Below are 21,284 nucleotides of genomic sequence, written 5' to 3'. Positions count from 1 at the left end.
AAAATTCTGGCGCCCGGAAAGTGCCCCCGAAGCATAGAGCACCCGCCTTCTCCCATGTTTGGAAAAAACCGGGCTTATCGTTCAATAATTTTGCACATGCGTTTTGCACATGCGGCGCAGCGTCGAACCTAGTCGGGCAACGCGGAAGCCAAGATCATGGCGCGTGCATTGCCCAACGAAGCGTTGCGCCGTTGCGGCTTGTAGACGATATCGCCACGCACGATCCCCGCGCCCGTGAGCGCGCAACGGCCAATCTTGCGCGCCTGGCAACGCACCCAGACCTGATCCGCATAGCGGCAACGCGTCGCGTCCTGCCAGAGAATCGCGATGGTTCTCGACGACAGCCGCTCCAGCACCTCGATGCGCGCATGGTCCGCAAACGGCTGCGTCTCGCGTCCGCGCATGCGCTTCAAAGCTTCCAGCGCCGCACGATGCGCCATGTCGTTGCCGCCTTGCAGCGCATCGATCACATGCGTCCAGACCGCGCCGCGCGTGAGATTCGCGATCACCTCCGCCCCTCTTGCGGCACGCGGCGGCAGGGTTCTACGTTCTGCTACGAGGGCTTCTGGCATCGCGCATCTCCGCGTGGTCAGGCGCCGGGCGCGTCAATGGCCCGGATCGCCTTCGTAGTTGACGGGCACCCACTCGTAGCGGGCGCCCTCCTTTCTCACATGTCCCAAACCCGGAAACGCGATGTGCGCCGCCGCCACGAGATCGCCCTCGCGCGCCACGAGATCGAGCGCGGCGCGACGCGAACGGCGCGCGGCCGGTGCATCGGTGTCGTACTCGACGGACGCCTGCGGATTGCGCAACTGAATGCTCGCCACGTGGATCACGTCGCCCCACGCGAGCATCGTCTTGCCGCCGCTTTCGATGCGATACGTCGTGTGTCCCGGCGTATGACCCGGCGTCGCGATGGCGCGAATGCCGGGTTCGAGTTCGACATCGCCCGAGAACGGCACGAAACGGCCCGCCGCCACGTAAGGCGCGACGGAGGCGCTCGCGGCATCGAAGAAAGTCGAGAGGAACGCAGGCGCCTTCGGCTTGTTCGCGGCATCGAGCCAGTAGTCCGCCTCGGTCCGGTTCACGCGCAGCACGGCGTTTGGAAACGCCATCGCGCCATCGACGATGACGCCGCCCACGTGATCCTTATGCAGATGCGTGAGCAGAATCTCGTCGACGTCTTCCGGCCGATACCCCGCCGCCCGCAGGTTCGCCATCATCCGGCCGCAGCACGCACCGTACAACACGCCCGCGCCGGAGTCGATCAAAATCAGCTTCGCGCCCGTGTTGACGAGGAACGCGTTGATCGAGCCTTGAACCGGCGCATCGAGGAAATCGCGCTGCAAGTCCTCGGCGATTTCCTTCTTCGATACACCCTCCACCACCGTATCGATGGGAAACGGATGCGTGCCGTCGGACAGCGCCGTGACTTCGAATCGCCCGAGCATCAGGCGATAAAAGCCCGGCCCTTGCGTGCCGACCATCGGCGCGCGGGCGAATGCCGCGTCCGTCGTCATGAAGGCGCTGACGCAAAGCACGAGGCATCCGAGACTTCTCCACTTCGACATGAGCGTTTCCCTTGCACGCACCGGTTCTCACGAAGCATAGCCACGCATAAATCGGCAGACGCGCTAATCGTCCTTAAATGTTATTAATCGGCGGTGACCGACAAGCTCAGGTACGCATGAATCTGACTGACCACCGCCGCGCCGTCGCCGACCGCGGAAGCCACGCGCTTGGCCGATTCCGAGCGCACGTCGCCAACCGCGAAGATGCCCGGCACGCTCGTCTCCAGCGCGAAGCGCAGCCGCGTGCCGTGTTCCGTGCGCCCCGATCCCGTCATCACGAAGCCGCGGTTGTCGAGCGCGACGCCGCTCGCCGCGAGCCAGCGCGTCTCCGGGTCCGCGCCGATGAAGAGGAACAGATGCCGCGTCGCGATGGCCTCGTCACGCGCCTCGTCCGCATGATGGACGCGAACGTGCGTGAGGCCCGCCTCGTCGCCTTCGAGGCCGCTCAACGTGCAGCGCGTGCAGAGCATCACGTTCGGCAGGGAAGCAATGCGGTCGATCAGATACCGCGACATGCTCGCGCTCAGGCTTTCGCCGCGCACGAGCACCCGCACGCTGCGCGCGAAGTTAGCAAGAAAGACGATCGCCTGACCGGCCGAATTGCCGCCGCCGATCAACACGATATCCTGCCCCTTGACGAGCCGCGCCTCGATGGTCGACGCCCAGTAGTACGTGCCGCGCCCTTCGAAGCGGTCGAAGTCCTCGACGTCCGGCTTGCGATACGCCGCGCCGCTCGCCGCCACGATCGTGCGTGCGCTCACGCGCTGGCCATCGGTGAGCGTGACGACGAAGACGTCGTTCTCGGGCGTGACGCACGTCACCTTGCCCGGAATGGCGAGGTGCGCGCCGAACTTGAGCGCCTGCTGAAACGCGCGGGCCGCCAACGCCTGACCCGAGATGCCGGTGGGAAAGCCGAGATAGTTTTCGATCCGCGCGCTCGCGCCCGCCTGACCGCCCGGCGCGCGCTGATCGAACACGGCCACCGAAAGCCCTTCGGTGGCCGCATACACCGACGCCGCGAGCCCGGCCGGTCCCGCGCCGACGATAGCGACATCGTAGATATGCGAAGGCTCGAACGCCGGCACGAGTCCCAGGCACGACGCGAGTTGCGCCTCGTCCGGCGCGCGCAACACGTAGCCGTTCGGGCAGAAGACGAGCGGGAAGTCGTCCGGACCGGTCGTCATGCCGGAGAGCAGCGTCACCGCTTCGGGATCGGTGCGGGCATCGACCACGGTTGCCGGGTGCGCGTTGCGGCGCAGGAAGCCTTGCAGACGGATCAGCCGCGCATCGTCTCCATTGCCGACGATGATCGGCCCGAGCCCCTGCTCGATCAATCCGAGCCGCCGCAGGATCAGCGCACGCATGATGTGCTCGCCGAGTTGCGCGTCGGCGACGATCAGCGCGCGCAGCTTGTCGGGTTCGATGACGAGCGTTTCGGCGTCGGTGAGCGCGACGCCGTCGATCAGCGCGGGCTTGCCCGAGAGTTGCGCCATCTCGGCCATGAAATGCCCGTCGTCGTGTTCGGTGACGAGCGTGGAGCGCCCGAAGCTGTCGCGCGAAGAGATACGCACGCGCCCCTTCAGCAACACGAAAAGACCGAGCGCCACCTTGCCCGTTTCGAAGATCATGTCGCCTTTTTTGAACGACATGGGCCGCGCGAAACGCCGCACGCTTTCGATCTCGGTATCCGAGAGACGCGGAAACATCTGGTGCTGACGAAATTCAAGCGAGGAAAAAGGCACTTCGAGTTCGGATGGCGTCGCGGCACGCCCGAACGGCCTCGGTAGATCGGAATCGCTCATGACTCAGGCTCCATCGAATGCTTTACCAGCCGAACTTGAGTTCGGCGCCCACGTAGTCGGCATTGCTCGCGCCGAGATCGCGCAAGGACGAGCCGACTTGAAAATGCACGGCCTCGACCGAGGCCACGAGATTCGCCGCGACGTTATAGTCCGCGCGCACTTGCGTATAGAAGCCGGTCCAGCGCGAGCCGCGCCCGGCTGTTCCCGGCACGACCGCCGAGCCTTGTCCATAGACGGCGTCCGCGGTGGTCTCACGCCATTGCAAGCCGACGCCCGCGAGCAGCGAGAGCTTGCTGTTGGGCTTGAGCGTGAGCGACGGCTTGATATGAATCAGGTTGGTGTATCCCGTGTAGCCCGCGAGCGTGAAGTAATAGCCGTTCGGAAAGAGCGGATTGAACGTGCCGACGCGCCCATCGCCCGGATGACGGTCGCCCGAGGCGGCATCGATCTGAATGCCCAGACGCGGGGTCCAGGGCGCCGCCGCCAACGTGTAACCGGCGAGCGAACCCACGGCCCATGCGCTGATCGTCTTCTCGCCGACATGACCGCTTTGATACATGCCTTCCACGTCCCAGTCGATATGCGAGACATTGCCCGCGTATCGCATGTCGAAGACATCGCGATGCTCGTCGCCGCTGGCATCGAGAAAGCGCGCATTGCTGCGGTTATAGCGCGAGTAATATGCGGACAGATCACCCGGCCCCACGCCCTGACGTTCGACGCGCGCGCCGCTGAAGGTGAGATGACGATTGGAGACATCGTCGAAATCCGTGTTGAAGCGATACTGCACCGGCTGCGTTGCATAGGCGATCCAGCGCCACGGACCGGTCTCGTAGTCGCCCCAGAAACCGTCGAAAGCCTGCCGCACGTTCGGGCCGTCGCGCACCGATACGAAGCGCTGCAAGTCGAACGCCATCTCCTGCCGCCCCGCGCGAAATTTGACGAGCCCGCCCGCGAGCGGATGCGTGAACGCAATGAACGCCTGACGCAGATCGAGCGGATTCTTGTCGACGGAGGTCACGTTGTCCTTGCCATACGGACGCGCGTCTTCCAGTTGCGTGAACACTTGCACATAGGGGCCGAGATGCACATCGGCGTGGACTTCGAGACGTTGCAGCACGTAGGTATCGTCGCGGCCGGAGCCTAAGCCGAAGAGCGGCGCGTCGTTCATCTCGACGCGTTCTCGCAGCACCGCGCCGAGCGACACATACGCATCCGGATTGCCGAACAGCGGAATGTACTTGAGCGCGTCGAGCGGGCGTTTCGGCACGCAAGGCAGACCGAGCACGGACCAGTCTTCCTGCCAGCGATTGAACTTGATCGCCGGCCGCGCGCACGATGCCCCCGGCGCGGCGCTGGCGTTGGTATCGTCGCCTGCGCTGCCGAGCGCCGTATCCGCCGCGGATACGGGCAGCGCCGCCGCGATCCCCGTGCCGATCAAGAACATACGCAGCGAACGCAGCGCACGGCAGCGTCTGGAACGATCAGCGGCCATCGTGGATTTCGGCGATATATCCGCCCGGGAACTCGACCATCGCCGTCTTGTAGCTTGCGCTCGCATAAGGCGGGACCAGCACCTTCGCGCCTGCCGCTTGCGCACGTTGCAGGGTCGCGGCGAGGTCATCGACGCCATAGCCGGTCGTTTCCTTGCCGAACGGAAACGGCAGCTTGCCATCGGTTACGAAGACGACCATGCGCCCAAAGTTCGAGTCGATGCGAATCTGCCGGAACGTCTCGCCCGGTTTGCCGATCACGCCCGCATCGGCACGCGCATTGTCCGAGACCACCTTGCCGTGAGAAAAGCGCAGCCAGCGGCGCACGAAGTTATTCGCTTCGTAACGCGAGACATAAACGCGGTTGTCGGGCACGCTTTGCAGCGGCGCGTAGTTCGGCGCCTTGGTGTGCCAGTAGAGCTGCATGACGAGGCCGCCCGGCCACTGGATGATCGCGTCCTTGCCGATGGGGTCGTCGAACGGTTCGACGATCACGTCCGCGCCCGCCGCGCGCGCGGCCTTCACGGCGTCGTCGATATCGGTCACGAGATAGCCCGTGCGCTCGTTGCCGAACGGATAAGGCACGGGCGTTTCGAAGCCGAACACGGACAGCATGCCCACGGGCGTCTGCACGTATTGCGAAGCCGTCTTGCTCGGCGTGGGCGTCACGGTGAAAACCGCCTTCTGCGATGCCTTGCCGCCGAAGGTCGCGAGAAAGCTCTGCACGAAGGTATCGACATCGGCGGATGCGACGTAGACGTGGGTCGTATCGTATTGCGGACCGACCGCGACTCGACCCTTGATGGCGGACGCGGCGGTAGCGTCATGCGGACCGGCATCCGCCAACGATGCGAGAGGCGCAATGCCGATGAGAAATGCCGCCGCGATGGCGCTTGAGCGAACGAGCTTGATCATGTCGATACTCATTGATGTTTGAAGTGAGCGAACCATAAGTCACGCCGCCCGGGCAACGCGCGGCGGCCATGCGAGCAACAGAAGCAGCGCGATGGGCAAGATCAGGCCGTAGAACGAGAGATGCACGAAGGCGAGCGCGCCGCCCACCGCGCCGATAGCAAAGGCAAGCATGGCCGTGAGCGTGGCGCGCAAACGCGCAAGCACTTGCGGCCCTTCTGCATGATGCGAACCGCGATGCGCGAGATCGACCAGATCGAGCACGATCTGCGTGACATTGCCGGTCATCACTGTGTTGGGCAGCCCGGGCTTCTGCAAGACTTTGGGGCGCGCGTTCTGCACGCCCATTGCGGTGGCGCCCAACACGCCGCAGAGCAGCACCATGCCCGATGAAGCGTCATCGATAGGCAACGCGAGCAGTCCTGTGCCGAAGAACGCGAACAACAGCAACGCTTGCCACAGATGCAATGCTGCGGCGATGTAGGCGTCGCCACGTGCCTTCATGATCTTTGCCGCCACGCTCGCCGATCCCACGCCGACGATGAACGCCGGAAACGCCAGCAGCTTGAGCAGCACGCCTTGCCCCACGCCCGCGACCTCCGCGCCGATCAGCACGAAGTTGCCCGTCACATGCGCCGTGAAGAGGCCGAACAACGCGACGAATCCCAGCGTATCGACGTATCCCGCTATGAACGCGAGCACCGTCTCTTCATGCTCTTTCAAGGGACTTCTCCGGTGAAACCTCAGCCGCCTTCACGCGACGTGCCTGCCTTGTCCTTCGATACGACGTTCACGCTTTCGGTTTGCGCGAAGAACTGCGACTTCACGACCGGTATTGCGTGTTCGCCGAGTACCATGCCGAGCAGTCCCGCTAGCGCGATCAAAGGCGGCGCGGGTGACTGCACGCGCAAGAGCCAATAGAGCAGGCCGACCGCGAAGCCCACACCGAGTGAAATGACATAGCCCATGTTCTCTGTTCCATCCTTTCCTAAAGAAGAAACGCTGTCTCTCCCTTAAGGGAAAGCCTAGCAAGCCGATTGATAATTGGCCTTGGATAAAGCTTAAAAAACCTTAAGACCTCAAAAGGTCAATTGATGAAAACGCTTCACGCTCTCGCGAATCCATCCGAAAAGACTGCTATGTTCCGATGCCTGCCCGGCAGGCGCCGCGCGCAACATCTGGTCGCTCGCCCGATGCTCGGAAAGCAGCCTGCACATCTCGCTCGTGACCTCGGGACGTCGCGCGAGGATGGGCGTGAGCGCCTCCTTGTCGAGCCGGTACACGACGACGCGCGTCGTCGCACGCACGGTCACATCGCTTTGCACGCCCGCGAGAATGCCGGATTGACCGATGGAATCGCCGGGTGCAAGTCTTCGCACTTCGAGATCGTGCGATGCTTTCGGCACCGTCACGCTTGCCACGCCACGCGCAATGATGTGCAACGCCTGACCTTCGTCGCTGCCCGCTGCAAACACCGTTTCGCCCACTTCGAAAACATGACGTGTGAGGCGTTTGGAGAGCTCGTTCAGTTCGTCCGCATCGAGCGTATGAAAGATGGTCACATCGCGCAACAACACGAGCTTCTCGTCGATGGCTTGCGTCGTTTGCCGTGGCGCCGACAACGGACGCAACACGACCGCACGCGAACCTAGATGCCGATGCGCCAGATCGAAGAGATCGCTGCGCACCGCTACTTTCTTGTCGAGCGAATCGACGTAACAAAGAATCTCGTATTCGATGGCGTCTTCGGTCGCGCGCCGCACACTTACGACCGGCGCGGGACGGCCGATAACGTCGATGCAACTCGCTGCGGCATCGCCGAGCGCATCGAGCACGACAGCGGGACGCACCGATGGATCCACCGAGAGCACGACGCTGATGCCGTTCGTATCGAACGGCTGATTCGAATTAACGATGTTCGTGCGCGCCGCGACGCTGTTCGGGATCACGACGATATTGCCCTGCCCGTTGAGCAGGCTTGTCGCGCGCCAGTTGCTCTCGACGACCTTGCCTTCGGCATCGCCGATAGTGATCCAGTCGCCCAGACGAAACGGCTGCGTCGCGTTGAGCACGATGCCCGAGAACACATCGTTGAGCGTGCTTTGAATTGCAAGTCCGATGACAATGGCCACCGCGCCCGAGGTCGCCAGCAACCCGCGCACGGGCAGCTGCAACACGAACGCAACGGCCGCGACCGCGGCAGCCAGATAGACGAGCGCACCGAGCACGTCCTGAAAGAGCCGCTCCTTGTGCCACGCTTCGGGCAGCACGATGCGGTCGAGCATGATCGTGACGAGCCGCGCGCCTTGCAGCCACCACATCAACTCCAGCACTTGCGCAAGCAGATGCCGCAGCGGTTCGTTGGGCCAGGGCGCCGCAAAGAGCGGATTCATGCCGTGCGCGAACAACACCCACGTCGATAACGCGAACATGGACGCACGAAACGCGAGCCTCATAGGCTCGCTTCTGCGGTCCATGAAGCGCCACGCGAGGAAGTCTACGACGAGTATCGCGATGCCGAAGAGCAGGCCGTCGGTCAGGGTCGGCATCGCGTCACTCGCCCTTGTTCAAAACGCGAAACAACTGCATCCCAGCGCGCCCCAGAAGCCGTTCGAGTCGCTGACAGGTACGTTCTTGCGCCACGCGAAACCGTGCGCATGCGCATGCACGTTGCAAAGATTCACGCAACCGTCCACGCAGGCAACCGCGGTCGGCTTGTAACGGCTATAACCGCCGAACTCCGCCACCGGCGACCATGACGGACTCACCGGCAAGTCCGGGGGACCGTACGGGGTGAACTCGTCGCTCGCATAGACGACCTTGCCGCCCACCACGGTCATGACCGAATCGAGAAACTTGATGCGGCTTTCATCGACGGTGAAGAAGTCTTCCGATAGCACCGCGAAGTCCGCGAACTGCCCCGCGACGAGCGCGCCCTTGCGATCGTCCTCGCTTGAAAACCACGCGCTGCCAACGGAATAACGGCGCAATGCTTCCATGCGGTCGAGTTTGTTCGCGCCGTCGTACATGGCCGTGCCACCGACCGTCTTGCCCGACACCATCCAATAAAGCGAGACGAACGGGTTGAAGCTCGCCACGCGCGTGGCATCGGTGCCCGCGCCCACGGGCAGACCGGCATCGAGCATGTGGCGGATAGGCGGCGTGCGCTTCACGGCTTCCTCGCCGTATCGTGCGATGAAATACTCGCCTTGATACGCCATGCGATGCTGGATTGCGATACCGCCGCCAAGCGCCTTTACACGGTCGATATTTTTCTGCGTGATGGTCTCGCAATGATCGAAAAACCAGCGCAAGCCATCGAAGGGAATGTCGGCATTCACACGTTCGAACACATTGAGGAAGCGTTCGATCGATTCGTTATAGGTGGCATGCAGACGGAACGGCCAGCGGTTTGCAACGAGCAGACGCACTACCGCTTCGAGTTCGGTTTCGAGCGTGTCGGGCAGGTCGGGGCGCGGTTCCAGAAAGTCTTCGAAATCAGCCGCCGAGAACACCAGCATTTCGCCTGCGCCGTTCACGCGCAAGAAGTCGTCGCCTTCGCCGGGCTTCGTCATCTTCACCCACTTCGCGAAGTCTTCAATCTCCTTCTTCGCGTTCTGCGTGAAGAGGTTGTACGCGATACGCACGGTCAATTCGTTGTGCTTCGCCAAGTCCATGATGACCGCGTAATCGTCGGGATAAGCCTGATATCCGCCGCCTGCATCGATCGCGCTCGTCACGCCAAGACGATTCAACTCGCGCATGAAGTGGCGCGTGGAATTGCGCTGCTCGTCGGGCGGCAGCTTCGGACCCTTGGCGAGCGTCGCGTAAAGAAGGCCCGCGTTGGGCCGCGCAATCAGCATGCCGGTCGGATTGCCGCGCTTGTCGCGCTGAATTTCGCCGCCGGGCGGATCGGCTGTTTCCTTCGTATAGCCGACCGCGCGCAAGGCCGCCGCGTTGAGCAATGCGCTGTCATACAGATGCAGGATGAACACCGGCGTGTCCGGTGCAATCGCGTTGATCTCTTCGAGCGTCGGACCACGGCGCTCCGCAAACTGAAATTCGTTCCAGCCGCCGACCACGCGCACCCATTGCGGGGCGGGCGTGCGTGCAACCTGCTTCCTCAGCATGTCGAGCGCGTCCGCAAGCGACGGAACGCCATCCCAACGCAATTCCATGTTGAAGTTGAGGCCGCCGCGTATGACATGCAGATGCGAATCGTTGAGGCCGGGAATCACGGTGCGCCCGTTGAGATCGATGAGGCGCGTCGCGTCGTTCGCATGACGCATCACGACTTCACGCGATCCTGCTTCGATGACCTTTCCATCGGCAACCGCGAGCGCATCCGCGAACGAACGCTTGTCGTCCTGCGTGGCAATCTTGCCGTTGAAGAATACGGTATCGGCGCGCGCGGGCGTGCCAGAACCCGTGCCTGAGCTCGTGCTTGAATTCATGGGCGTTCTCGTGTGAGGCGTGCCGCGACGCGGCGCTTGCTGGAAGCCGGCGCGATGAACTTCGCGCCAGCCTTTTCGATACGACTGCGAGCCGAATCAGCCCGCTTCGCTTGCGTGTTCGCCGAGAATCGATTTCGCATAACGCACGCCGATGCCATACGCGCTATGCGACTTGAGAATGTCCATGCAACCTTCGTAAGTCTCGGTGCGGCCCCAGTCGCGTTGCAGTTCGAACATGAACTGAAGCGACGTCATTGGCACCGCGCCGGCCTGGATGATTCGCTGCACGGCGCGTTCGTGCGCTTCGTGCGTGATGTCGCCACAAGCATCGGTCGGGACGTAGATTTGATAGCCTTCCGCGATCATCTGCACGGTCGGAAACGTCACGCATACTTCCGTCCAAAGACCCGCGAGCACGATCTTCTTGCGGCCCGTCGCTTCGATTGCTCGGCGAAAGCCCGCGTCTTCCCACGAGTTCATCGAGGTACGGTCAACCGGCTGCTGCTCCGGAAACACGCCTTGCACTTCGGGCACCATGTCGCCGCTAAAGGTTTTGGCGGCAACGGTAGTGAGAATGGTCGGCACCTTGAACAACTTCGCCGCCTTGGCGATAGCCTGCACGTTATGCAGGATGGTGGTGCGTTCATGCGAGGTCGTGCCAAAAAACATCTGCGGCTGATAGTCGATCAGCGCAACCGCGCAGGTATCCGGGGTCAATAGTTCTTGCGGCATTTGCAGGCTCCGTTGGAAAAGATGCGGCAGTCAGGACGAACATGCCGTGCTCGGGTGAGCGGCTGGAAGGATTGAGATGGATGATAGCCACGCGTCTTCGCCGAGTCCTTGAAAAATCCCTTAATTGTTCTTAACGAATATTCGCTAAGAAAATGCACTTCAATCTTTAGCGCGTGGGATTTTCAGGAAATGAATTTCAGGACTTCGCCTTTCGCTGGCGGGAGCATGCACCGCGATTAAACCGCCTTAAGAACAATTAATCTTTTCTCAAGTTCAGGCGTCTTCCACGCGGCTAAGATTCGGTCAACGCGTCGCGCTCAAGGAATGATTCTTAGCGCACGCGCTCGACCAACATCGCTAAAGGACACGCCATGAGCACCGTAAAGACCAAGGACGGCACGAATATTTTTTATAAGGACTGGGGCAGCGGCAAGCCGGTGGTCTTCTCGCATGGCTGGCCGCTTTGCGCGGATGCATGGGACCCGCAAATGCTGTTTTTGGCGCAGAAGGGATACCGCGTCATTGCGCATGACCGTCGCGGTCATGGCCGCTCCGACCAGACTTCGGAAGGCAACGACATGGACACGTATGCGGACGATCTAGCCGCCGTGCTCGACGCGCTCGATCTGAAGGACGCCATGCTCGTCGGCCATTCGACGGGCGGCGGCGAGGTTGCGCATTACATCGGACGTCATGGCAGCGGGCGCGTCTCGAAGGCCGTGCTGATCGGAGCCGTGCCGCCGATGATGCTCAAGTCCGAGAGTAATCCGCTCGGCTTGCCGATGTCGGTGTTCGACGGCATCCGCGACAATACGGCTTCGAATCGCTCGCAATTCTTCAAGGATCTGGCCGTACCGTTTCTGGGCTACAACCGTGACGGCGCGAAGGTCATACAAGGCAACATCGACGAGTTCTGGCGGCAGGGCATGATGGGCTCGATCAAAGGCCAGTACGAGTGCATCAAGCAATTCTCGGAAGTGAACTACACCGATGATCTGAAGAAAATCGACATTCCCACGCTCGTTTTGCATGGCGACGACGATCAAATCGTGCCGATAGAAGCGTCGGGACGACGCACGGCGGAGATCGTGAAGAACGCGACGCTAAAGGTTTATGCTGGCGCGCCGCACGGCATGTGCACGACGGAAGCCGATCGCGTGAATGCGGATCTGCTGGCGTTCTTGCAAAGCTGATGCTGCACGTGACATGCTCGCTACGAAGCGAGCATGTCAGCCGACCGAATAGTCAGTACCGCGCTTAATCCCGGATGCTTATCGGCGAATTCGATTTTGCCGTGATGCAACGTCGCCACCGCCTTGACGAGCGCGAGCCCAAGTCCCACACCGGGCGTCCCACGGCTCGCGTCGCCGCGATAGAACCGCTCGGTGACCTTGTGCTTTTCCGCGTCGGGAATACCGGGGCCATCGTCGGATACGGATAACTCTATGCCGTCATCGCGCGCCAGGAGCGACACTTCGACCTCGCCATTTTCACGCGCGAACTTGATAGCGTTATCGATCAGATTGCCGATAGCCTGCGCCAGCAGCAAGGGATCGACCACAGCATACAGTTCGTCCGCCTGCGTCATGGAAAGCGTCACGCCACGCAGTTCCGCCACGGGCTGATAGAACTCGACTGCATCCGAGACAATGGCGAGCAAATCGCTGGACTCGAAACCCGAGCGACGCACGCCCGCATCGATTTCGGCGAGCCGCAAGAGCGCATTGAAGATGCCGATCACGCGATCGACATCCGCAAGCGCGGGCTCCAGTTGCGCGAGCGTGGCTTCATTCCCTTCCTTGCGCAAGCCGATCATCAGCACTTCGAGACGCGAACGCAGTTCGGCAAGCGGCGTACGCAAATCATGGGCGATTGCATTCGACACGTTGCGCACGCCGTTGATGACTTCGATCAGCGCTTCCTGCGCCTGCTTGCGCGTGTTGACCTCTTCCTGAAGCCGCAAATTCTGCTCGCGCTGCAACTTCTGCAAGGCCCGCAACTTGAGATGCGTATGCACTCTCGCGGCGACTTCCTCCATGTGCAGTGGCTTGGTGACGAAGTCCACGGCGCCAGCGCTGAAGCCCGTGATCTTGTCCTCGGTCTGCGTGAGCGAGGTCATGAAGATGACCGGAATGTCGCGCGTGTTCGGGTTGGCCTTGAGCTGACGGCAGGTCTCGAAACCGTCGAGACCGGGCATCATCACGTCGAGCAGAATCAGATCGGGCTGCACGAGTTCGGCGCGGCCCAGCGCCTCGCGGCCATCGCGCGCAACGGTCACGCGCAAGTTGTTTCCTTCGAGCGCATCGACCACGAGGCCGAGATTCGTTGCGGTATCGTCGACAACGAGAACGACTGGCGTGGCGGTATCGGGTAAGTCTTGCGTACTCACGAGCTTGGGTCCAGATGTTCTTCGATCAGGGACAACAGCGCTTGCGATTCGTACCCGGCGGCAAGACATCGCAGACGCGTTGCGAAAATTTCATAGCGCTTGTCGAGTACCGTCAGATGCTCGGCCCGCTCAATGATGTCGCGCATCGAACCGAGCAGCGCAAAGCGATGCAGCAGCGCCATTTCCTCGGGCGGCGGCACGACGAGCGCTTCGTCGGCCCGAGCATGTCTTCCCGTACGCGGCGCCCATTGCAACGCCAGAAGGCCGGTGATCTCCTTGAGCAGCACATGCAGGTTCAGCGGCTTCTCGATGAACACATTGGCGCCCGCCGCGAGATTGGCCTGCGCATTGCCGCGCGATGCATCGGCCGATACGGCGATCACCGGCACGTCGCGCAACGCTTCCAGCGCGCGCAGACGCTCCAGCATCTCGATGCCACCCATCACCGGCATGAGCGTATCGACGACGATCAGATCGGGCCGGTCCTCGCTCGCCATCGCAAGTCCCTCGCGGCCGTTCTCTCCTTGCGATACGCGAAAGCCGCTACGTTGCAAGGTATCGACGAGCAGGATGCGATTGGCCGCGACATCGTCGAGCACGAGTATGTGACGCTCGCGGCCTTCATAGCGCGTGACGCCCACCGGCAGAATCGCGGGCACGGGTTGCGCCGTGGCGCCGGGCGCGTCGAGTTCGAACCAGAACGCGCTGCCTCGGCCAAGCGAACTCGCGACGTGAATATCGCTTCCCATCATGCGCACGAGTTGCCGGCTGATGGCAAGACCGAGTCCCGCGCCGCCGCTCCGACGCGTGAGTTCGCCCGCCTGCTCGAAGGGCTGAAAGATCACATCGAGCCGGTCGGGGCTGATACCTATTCCCGTGTCCTTCACTTCGAAGCGCAGACGTCCGGGCCATATTTCCGAAACCGCGAGACTGACTTCGCCCTGATCCGTGAACTTCACTGCATTGACGAGCAGATTGAGCAACACCTGACGCAAGCGCTTTTCATCGACGCTGATCGCGCGCGGCAGATTCGGCGCCGCATGATAGTGGAGTTGCAGGCGCTTTTGCTGGGCGCGCACGCCGACGATCTCCGCGATGACATCGAGAAACGGACCGAGTGGCACATCGCGCACCTGCATTTCGAGCTTGCCCGCACCGATGCGCGCGAAGTCCAGCAAATCGTTGATGAGCATGAGAAGATGCTCGCCACTCTGTTCGATCACGCCAAGACTAGACAACTGTCTGCGGCTCAACGTTTCATCGCGTCGCAGGATTTGCGCATAGCCGAGAATGCCGTTGAGCGGCGTGCGCAATTCGTGGCTGATATTCGCGAGAAACTGATCCTTCGCCTTGTTGGCCGCTTCGGCGGCGTCGCGCGCCACGCGCACCGCATCTTCCAGTGCCTTGCGCGCCGAGATGTCCTGAATGATGGCGATGGTGTGACTCGTGTGCCCGGAAGAGTCGTATTGCAGCGCCACCGATAAATTGACCCACACGCGCTGACCGTCGCGTCTCACGAGCGGTTTCTCTTCCGAGTAATGCGAAACGCCGCCCTCGGTCAACATGAAATAGCGTTGCAGGCTTCCGGTCACGAAGTCGTCGTCGGTGACATCGCGCAGGCGCTTGCCGAGCAACGCATCGCGTTCGTATCCGACGATCTCGCAAGCACGCTGATTCACGCGCAAAAAGCGGCCTTCGAGGTCGCAATGCGCAATACCCACTGCCGCGTTCTCGAAGGTGCCGCGAAAGCGTTCCTCGCTCGCGCGTAGTTCGTTCTCGGCGTGCTTGAGCTCGGTGATGTCCACTAGACTCCCGACGAAGCGCACGGGCTTACCGCTCGCATCGCGCCTTGCCATGCCGCGTACCAGCACCTTGCGATCGCTGCCATCGCTATGCAAGAGGCGGTTCTCCATCTCGAACACGCCATTCGCATGTTCGAGATAACGCTCGACGGCCGCTTCGGTCGCGGCCCGTTCCTGCGGGTGCACCACGCTCATGTACGACTCGTAGTCGAGCAATGGCTCCTTGCCGCCATAGCCGAGCCATTCCCAGATGTTCGAGAAGCGTGCCTTGCCGTGGCGGAAATCGCCGTCGGGCATGTCGATTTCCCATACGCCGACATTCGATCCGCACATCGCCGCTTCGAATCGTGCATTGGTCTCACGCAAAATCTCCGCTTCTTCCGCGCGCCGCCGTTGCGTGACATCGCGGAACACGAACACGATGCCGAGCCCTTCGCCGCGTTCATCGACGATAGGCGAACCGCTCGCTTCCACCGGCACTTCCTGGCCGTGACGCGCGATCAGCAGATTGCGGCTCGGCAAGCCGATGTCTTCATCCGCGCGCAAGAACGACGACACCGGCTCGCGCGTGATTTCATCGACGACGCAAAAGACCTCGCCCAGCAAGCGGCCGCGTGCTTCATTGCGTGGCCAGCCCGTCAACCGTTCGGCCACCGCGTTCATGAAGTCGATGCGCCCTTCCGGGTCCGTGGCGATCACGCCATCGCCGATACTCGACAGCGTCACCGCATAGCGCTCGTCGCTTTCGCGCATGCGCCGCTCGGCCGCGTATTTGTAGAGCGCCATTTCGACCACGGTGCGCAATTGCGTGTCGTCGAATGGCTTGAGCACATAACCGAACGGCTCGGCCGTGGTGGCGCGCTGCACGGTTTCCTCGTCGGCATAAGCGGTCAGGAACACGACCGGCAGCCTGAATTGCTCGCGCAGAAGCCGCGCCGCATCGATACCGTCGAGCTCGCCTTCGAGCCGCACATCCATGAGCACGAGATCGGGACGCACTTCCTTCGCCAGCACGAGCGCATCTTCGCCGCGCGCGGTCGAGCCGACCACCGTATGACCGTTGCGGATCATTTGCTGGGCGATATCGCGGGCGACCACTCGGTCGTCTTCCACAATCAGGATGCGTGCAGGTGCCATCGTTCGTTGAGGTCAGCTTGCTTCGGCTTCGAAGGCTATGGTGAAGACCGTGCCGCCTGCGCGGTTCACATCGACATTGCCGTGCAATTGATGCGCGAGATCATGCACGAGTTGCAGCCCGAGCGTGTCGGCCTGATCGAGCGAAAACGCGGGCGACAGTCCCACGCCATCGTCGGCGATCACGAGGCGGCAACGGTCCTTGTCCGTGATACGAAGCTCTATACGCAACAGTCCGCCGCGTCCCTCCGGAAACGCATGTTTGAGCGCATTGGACACGAGCTCGTTGATGATGAGCCCGCACGACACCGCGCGATTCATGTCGAGCTGGATATCGTCGACGACCACGTCCATGTCCACGCTGAGACGCCGCATGTCGTAAGCCTGCGCGAGATGCTTGCACAGGTTCCTCACGTGCGGCGCCATCATGATGCGAGCGAAATTGCCAGCACGATAAAGGTTTTCGTGCACCATCGCCATCGATCGCACACGGTTGCGGCTTTCGGCGAAGAGTTCGGCTACCGCCTTGTCTTCTACACGCGAAGCCTGCAGATTGAGCAGGCTGCTGATGAGTTGCAGATTGTTCTTCACGCGATGATGCACTTCGTGAAGCAACGCTTCCTTCTCTTCGAGCATGGCCTCCTTCTGTTCGAGCGATGCGTTCTCGAGCGAAATAGCCGCCTGCGACGCAAGCAGTGTCAGCACCGTGATACGCGCTGCCGTGAACACGCCGGGCGCGAGATCGTTCTCGAGATACAGCACGCCCTTGAGCTTGGCCTGCTTGATGATGGGCACGACGAGCACCGAGCGCGCGCCGCTCGAACGCAGATACTCGTCGGCGGAGAATTCATTGGGCAACGTGGCGTCGTCGATATGCACGCGCTCCCGCATGCGCATGGCGAAGTGCACGATGGATACCGGCAATTCACGCGGCGTCATCGGAGCGCTTTCCATGCGGACCTGCACACCGTCCCTGCCAGATACGGCCTGCGCCTCGATCCACAGTTTCTCTTCGCGCGGCAAGACGAGCACCGCGCGACGCGCGCCCGCATGTTCGAGCACGATGGTCATGAGCGTGCGCAAGAGCCGTTCGAGCACGATCTCGCCTGAGATTGCTTGCGACGCCTGCACGACGGTTTCCACATCGAAGCGTTCCGCCACGACATTCCTTGCCGTCAGGCTTTCCTCAGGGCTTTCGACGAGTTCCGGATAAAGCCGCTCCAGCGCGTGAACCTTCGCCATCGCGCCCCAGCGCAGATACGCGCGCCGTGCATGGCCCAGATAGACATGAGCGATCGTCGTGAATTCGCGTTCGATGTAAAAGCGCGCGGCCGTTTCATGGGCCAGCGCTTCGATCTGCACAAAGCGATGTTCGCGTGCGAGCGCGATAGCGTCTTCGTAATGACGCATCGCGTCGAACGGCCGGTTCTCGATGCGCGCGACTTCGCCTTCCACGAGCGCCGCCCGGCAGCCGAAATTCGCCGGACCGTGATAGGCCCAGACCTGCAACTTGCCGTGATACTCCGCAAGTGTTGACGACACATCGTGTTTGCGCGGATCGTGCATGCGTGCAAGCACCAGCGCCGCATGAAAATAGTATTCGGCCATTTCGAAGTGGCCGGCGGAGGTCCACAAGAGCGGCCTGGCTTTATCGCCCGCGGCGGCGGCGCCCGCTATGTCATCGGCGAAATGGAGCCATTGCTGCTTGCGAATCCAGTACCAGCATGCGGCAATCGCGAGACTGGCATCGGCTTCGAGGCGGCGCTCGAACTCGGCTTCGTCGAATCCCGCGAGAAGCACGCTGTCGCCACGCAAGTGACCGATCAGCCGCAACTGCGAAGTAACGATATCGACGATAAGCCCGAACTTCGCGCTCTTCACGACCGACAGCCGCTCTTGTGCCTCGCGCTCCACGTCTGCAAGCGGTTCGCCCGCAGCCAGCAGACTCGTGATCAACGTGCAACTGCTGAAGCCCGTATAGGTCAGATCGCCGCTCTCCGTCGCGGCATCGAACGCGCGGCGCAACAAGGGCAGATTCGTGCGAATGTGCCGCGTCCACGGCGTGACGTGATACGCGAAGCACATGTAGACGCGCGCCTTGAAGCGGTCGAGCGCGCGTTCGTCGACGAGCGCAAGTCCCAGGCGTCCAAAGCCGAACCCCGCCTGATAGTCGCCGAAGATAGGACCCGTCACCATGCCGAGATAGGCATAGCCGAGCGACGATGCATCGCTGTTGCCGTGCGCCACGCTCAGATTCGCCATGCGGCACAGCACCAGGCAGACGAGGTCTTCGTCGCTGAAGAACGCGGGCGGCAGCACGGCCGTGAGCACATCGAGCGTGGCGGCGAGATCGGACGATTCGAGCAAGGGCAGGTCGATCAGGCGTTCGATCGGCTTCGAGCCGATCTGCCGAAGCAGCGCGTCGTATTCGAGGCGCGCGGCGGCGCGTCCCGGATGCGGCTCCCACTCGATACCGACGTGCCGCAAATACTCCAGACACGTTTGCACGGCAAGCTGCATCTGATCGAGCGCGGTGTAGAGCGTGACGCGCAGGAACGTGACAATGGCGCGATCCGGCAGCGTGTTTGCCCGCTCGGCGAGTTCGGTCAGTCGCTTGCACGCGGCTTGGGTATCGCCTGTCAGGAACTCGCACTCGGCGCGGTTGCTTTCCAGCGCGAACTTGCGCGCATAGTCGTCGTGCCATCGAGCGGTATCGAGAAGATCGCTTCCCGTCGAGAAGTACGTCAAGGCGGAACCGAACGCCGACGAAGCCTTCGCGCGCTTGCCCGCCTGCAAATTGAGCTCGACGATTCGCTCGCGCTCCGCCGCGTTATCGACCAATGCGATCGCGCGATCGTACTGATTGACGATCTCGAAGATGTCGGCCTCGGCGTCATGCGCTTTGGTCGCATCGAACATTCGCGCGATTCGCAAGTGCGCGAGCGCGCGCTCGCCGGGCGGAATCATCGCGTAGGCTGCTTCCTGCACGCGGTCGTGAACGAATGCATAACCGTTCTCGCGCCTATACACGAGACCTGCTTCGACCGCATTGCCGAGCGCGGCGTCGATGTCGCCTACGGCATCGGCGCACACTTGCGCGAGCGTCGCATCCGTTGCCGCGTTGCCGAGACACGCGAACCACTTCAGCATGTCTTGCGTCGCTTGCGGCGCGCGCGCAATGCGCTCCACCATCAGATCGACGACGCTTTCCGCAAAACGCGCCGCACGAATGCGGTCGATTTCCCAGCGCCAAACGCGTGTATCGCGGTCGAAATGCAACAGCCGTTCTTCTTCGAGAATGCGCAGGAACTGCACCACGAAAAAAGGATTGCCACCGGTCTTGTCGAATAGCAGGCTGGCGAGCGGTTCTGCTTCAGCGGCGTCGGCATGCAGCGTATCGGCCAGCAGATTCGATACATCGCCGGGCGCAAGGGGCGCCAGCAGAATGAGATGCAGCGGCGTGCTGGTTTCGCGCACCGTCGCGAGCACGCGTGAGAGCGTGTGCGTGGGGCCCACTTCGTTGTCCCGATACGCGCCGATGAAGAGCACGTGACGCGTATCCGCGGACGCCGCCATATATTCGATCCAGCTGCTCGTGCCGGAATCGAGCCATTGGAGATCGTCGAGAAAGAGCACGAGCGTCTCGCCTGGACCACAGAACGTGCCGATGAAACGCGCGAGCACCGCTTGCAGACGCACATGTGCCTCGCGTGGCCCGAGCGCCGGCACAGCGGGTTGCGGACCGATCACACGTTCCAGGTCCGGCACGAGATCGACGATGAGTTGCGCATGCGCGCCAAGCGCATCGGCAAGACGCGTCTGCCATGACGGCAGGTCGAAGGCTTTATCGTCGAGCAGTTGGCGGATCAATTGCTGAAAAGATTGCGCGAGGGTGGCGTAGGGAATGTCGCGCTTGTATTGATCGAACTTGCCTGATGCGAAGCGCCCGTTACCGGCCACGAGCCTCTTTTGCAGGTCGCCAACGAGCGCCGATTTGCCGATACCCGAGTAGCCCGACACCAGCACGAATTCCGAGCGACCTTGCTGCGCCACGCGCTGAAATGCGTTCGCGAGCGCCGCGCTTTCGACTTCGCGTCCGTAAAGGCGTTCGGGAATGAGCAAATGTTCGGGCGCGTCGTGCTCGCCCGGCGTGAACGCTTCGATACGCTCGCTGCGTTGCCATGAATCGAGACAGCGGCGCAAATCGTGTTCGAGCCCGAGCGCGGTCTGATAGCGTTCCTCGGCGGCTTTCGCGAGGAGCCGCGCGACGATGGCGGCCAACTGTCGCGGCACGTGAGGCGCTTGTTCGGCAAGCGGAATCGGCTGACGCGCGATATGACAATGCAGCCATTCGGCGGGCGACGCGGCGCGATACGGCAGCTTGCCCGCGAGCATCTCGTAGAACACGACGCCAAGCGAATACAAGTCACAGCGCGAATCCACACCGCGATTCGTGAGCCCCGTTTGCTCGGGCGAAAGGTAAGCGAGCGCGTCCATGGTCACGGGCGCGAGTTCCGTTGCGGGACGTTCGCGCGTTGCTCTCGATGCGCGTCCGAAACCCGTGAGCGCCACTTCGCCGCTCGCTACATCGACGAGTATGTTGGCCGGTCGCAAGTCCTTGTGCATGACGCCGCGCGCATGCAGCACCTTGAGCGCCGCTGCAAGATTCACCGCGATGCGCAAGCTCTCATGCACGCCGAGTGTTCCCGCAGATATCGATGCAAGCGAAACACCGCCGCGATCTTCGAGCAGAAGCGTGGCCGCGCCACGCAACTCCACCAGCGCATGCGGCCGCGTGAGAACCGGGCTGTCGAGTAGCGCGCGCAGTTCGAACGCACGCGTGAGCCGCGCCTGACTCTCCACGACTTGCGCCACGTGCGCCACAGCAAGCCAGGTCTGCGCGTCTTCGCGACGCCACAGCCGCGACAGGACGAACTCGCCGTCATCGCACAGGGTTCGCCGCTCGAAGTTCCGCAGTTCCAGCATGCTCGCGCC

14 protein-coding genes are annotated in these 21,284 nt (G+C 62.2%); 1 reads left to right on the top strand and 13 read right to left on the bottom strand.

Translation table 11 applies throughout. The features are described from left to right. Positions 1-128: 128 nt before the first annotated feature. From NCR98_RS21305 to NCR98_RS21260, 10 genes are all read right to left on the bottom strand, one after another. Positions 129-572 carry a DUF3331 domain-containing protein gene (locus NCR98_RS21305; RefSeq protein ID WP_250511677.1) on the bottom strand — a complete coding sequence of 148 codons (444 nt, stop codon included), beginning with the start codon at positions 570-572 and terminating at the stop codon, positions 129-131. A gap of 33 nt (positions 573-605) precedes the next feature. Further along, entirely contained in the window at positions 606-1,571 is a 966-nt protein-coding gene (locus tag NCR98_RS21300; RefSeq protein WP_404989393.1) for an MBL fold metallo-hydrolase, read from the bottom strand. A gap of 83 nt (positions 1,572-1,654) precedes the next feature. Further along, the gene (locus NCR98_RS21295) at positions 1,655-3,373 is read right to left on the bottom strand and encodes an FAD-dependent oxidoreductase (RefSeq protein WP_244831214.1); all 1,719 of its coding nucleotides are present in this window, start codon (positions 3,371-3,373) and stop codon (positions 1,655-1,657) included. A gap of 22 nt (positions 3,374-3,395) precedes the next feature. Further along, a complete protein-coding gene (locus NCR98_RS21290) occupies positions 3,396-4,934 on the bottom strand; it encodes an alginate export family protein (protein WP_502799784.1) in 1,539 nt (512 codons plus the stop codon). Further along, positions 4,858-5,793, bottom strand: a complete 936-nt coding sequence (locus NCR98_RS21285; RefSeq protein ID WP_502799783.1) for a VOC family protein — start codon at positions 5,791-5,793, stop codon at positions 4,858-4,860. Before NCR98_RS21285 ends, NCR98_RS21290 begins: the two co-directional genes overlap by 77 nt. Before the next feature lie 27 nt (positions 5,794-5,820). After that, the gene (locus tag NCR98_RS21280) at positions 5,821-6,501 is read right to left on the bottom strand and encodes a YoaK family protein (protein WP_250493938.1); all 681 of its coding nucleotides are present in this window, start codon (positions 6,499-6,501) and stop codon (positions 5,821-5,823) included. A gap of 20 nt (positions 6,502-6,521) precedes the next feature. Then, entirely contained in the window at positions 6,522-6,746 is a 225-nt protein-coding gene (locus NCR98_RS21275; protein ID WP_244831210.1) for a DUF1427 family protein, read from the bottom strand. A gap of 111 nt (positions 6,747-6,857) precedes the next feature. Beyond that, complete coding sequence (locus tag NCR98_RS21270) at positions 6,858-8,327, bottom strand: mechanosensitive ion channel family protein (protein WP_250527196.1); 1,470 nt, start codon at positions 8,325-8,327, stop codon at positions 6,858-6,860. An 18-nt stretch (positions 8,328-8,345) separates the two neighbouring features. Further along, entirely contained in the window at positions 8,346-10,232 is a 1,887-nt protein-coding gene (locus NCR98_RS21265; RefSeq protein ID WP_250527195.1) for an amidohydrolase, read from the bottom strand. Positions 10,233-10,328: 96 nt separating this feature from the next. Then, complete coding sequence (locus NCR98_RS21260; RefSeq protein ID WP_244831207.1) at positions 10,329-10,964, bottom strand: hydrolase; 636 nt, start codon at positions 10,962-10,964, stop codon at positions 10,329-10,331. 371 nt (positions 10,965-11,335) lie between these two features. Here NCR98_RS21260 and NCR98_RS21255 point away from each other — a divergent pair, with 371 nt between their 5' ends. Beyond that, positions 11,336-12,157, top strand: a complete 822-nt coding sequence (locus NCR98_RS21255) for an alpha/beta fold hydrolase (RefSeq protein ID WP_250527194.1) — start codon at positions 11,336-11,338, stop codon at positions 12,155-12,157. 20 nt (positions 12,158-12,177) lie between these two features. Here the strand turns inward: NCR98_RS21255 and NCR98_RS21250 are convergent, their stop codons facing one another. Genes NCR98_RS21250 through NCR98_RS21240 form a run of 3 tightly spaced genes read right to left on the bottom strand, consistent with a single transcriptional unit; the run spans position 12,178 to position 21,275 of the window. Beyond that, complete coding sequence (locus tag NCR98_RS21250) at positions 12,178-13,353, bottom strand: hybrid sensor histidine kinase/response regulator (RefSeq protein ID WP_250527193.1); 1,176 nt, start codon at positions 13,351-13,353, stop codon at positions 12,178-12,180. Continuing rightward, entirely contained in the window at positions 13,350-16,292 is a 2,943-nt protein-coding gene (locus tag NCR98_RS21245) for a hybrid sensor histidine kinase/response regulator (protein WP_250527192.1), read from the bottom strand. The genes NCR98_RS21250 and NCR98_RS21245 overlap by 4 nt, the downstream gene beginning before the upstream one ends. Positions 16,293-16,304: 12 nt before the next feature. After that, positions 16,305-21,275: an AAA family ATPase gene (locus tag NCR98_RS21240; protein WP_250527191.1), complete on the bottom strand. Its 4,971-nt coding sequence runs from the start codon at positions 21,273-21,275 to the stop codon at positions 16,305-16,307. Positions 21,276-21,284: the final 9 nt, after the last annotated feature.

It is taken from the genome of Caballeronia sp. GAWG2-1 (genome assembly GCF_023631405.1).
GTDB lineage: Bacteria > Pseudomonadota > Gammaproteobacteria > Burkholderiales > Burkholderiaceae > Caballeronia.
The sequence above is the reverse complement of the archived record's forward strand: the minus strand, read 5'-3'. Positions and strand labels throughout refer to the sequence as shown.

Coding starts and splice junctions, on each gene's coding strand:
- NCR98_RS21305 (WP_250511677.1), bottom strand. CDS start 572: ATGCCAGAAGCCCTCGTAGCAGAACGTAGAACCCTGCCGCCGCGTGCC.
- NCR98_RS21300 (WP_404989393.1), bottom strand. CDS start 1,571: ATGTCGAAGTGGAGAAGTCTCGGATGCCTCGTGCTTTGCGTCAGCGCC.
- NCR98_RS21295 (WP_244831214.1), bottom strand. CDS start 3,373: ATGAGCGATTCCGATCTACCGAGGCCGTTCGGGCGTGCCGCGACGCCA.
- NCR98_RS21290 (WP_502799784.1), bottom strand. CDS start 4,934: ATGCGAGCGCAAGCTACAAGACGGCGATGGTCGAGTTCCCGGGCGGAT.
- NCR98_RS21285 (WP_502799783.1), bottom strand. CDS start 5,793: ATGAGTATCGACATGATCAAGCTCGTTCGCTCAAGCGCCATCGCGGCG.
- NCR98_RS21275 (WP_244831210.1), bottom strand. CDS start 6,746: ATGGGCTATGTCATTTCACTCGGTGTGGGCTTCGCGGTCGGCCTGCTC.
- NCR98_RS21270 (WP_250527196.1), bottom strand. CDS start 8,327: ATGCCGACCCTGACCGACGGCCTGCTCTTCGGCATCGCGATACTCGTC.
- NCR98_RS21265 (WP_250527195.1), bottom strand. CDS start 10,232: ATGAATTCAAGCACGAGCTCAGGCACGGGTTCTGGCACGCCCGCGCGC.
- NCR98_RS21260 (WP_244831207.1), bottom strand. CDS start 10,964: ATGCCGCAAGAACTATTGACCCCGGATACCTGCGCGGTTGCGCTGATC.
- NCR98_RS21255 (WP_250527194.1), top strand. CDS start 11,336: ATGAGCACCGTAAAGACCAAGGACGGCACGAATATTTTTTATAAGGAC.
- NCR98_RS21245 (WP_250527192.1), bottom strand. CDS start 16,292: ATGGCACCTGCACGCATCCTGATTGTGGAAGACGACCGAGTGGTCGCC.
- NCR98_RS21240 (WP_250527191.1), bottom strand. CDS start 21,275: ATGCTGGAACTGCGGAACTTCGAGCGGCGAACCCTGTGCGATGACGGC.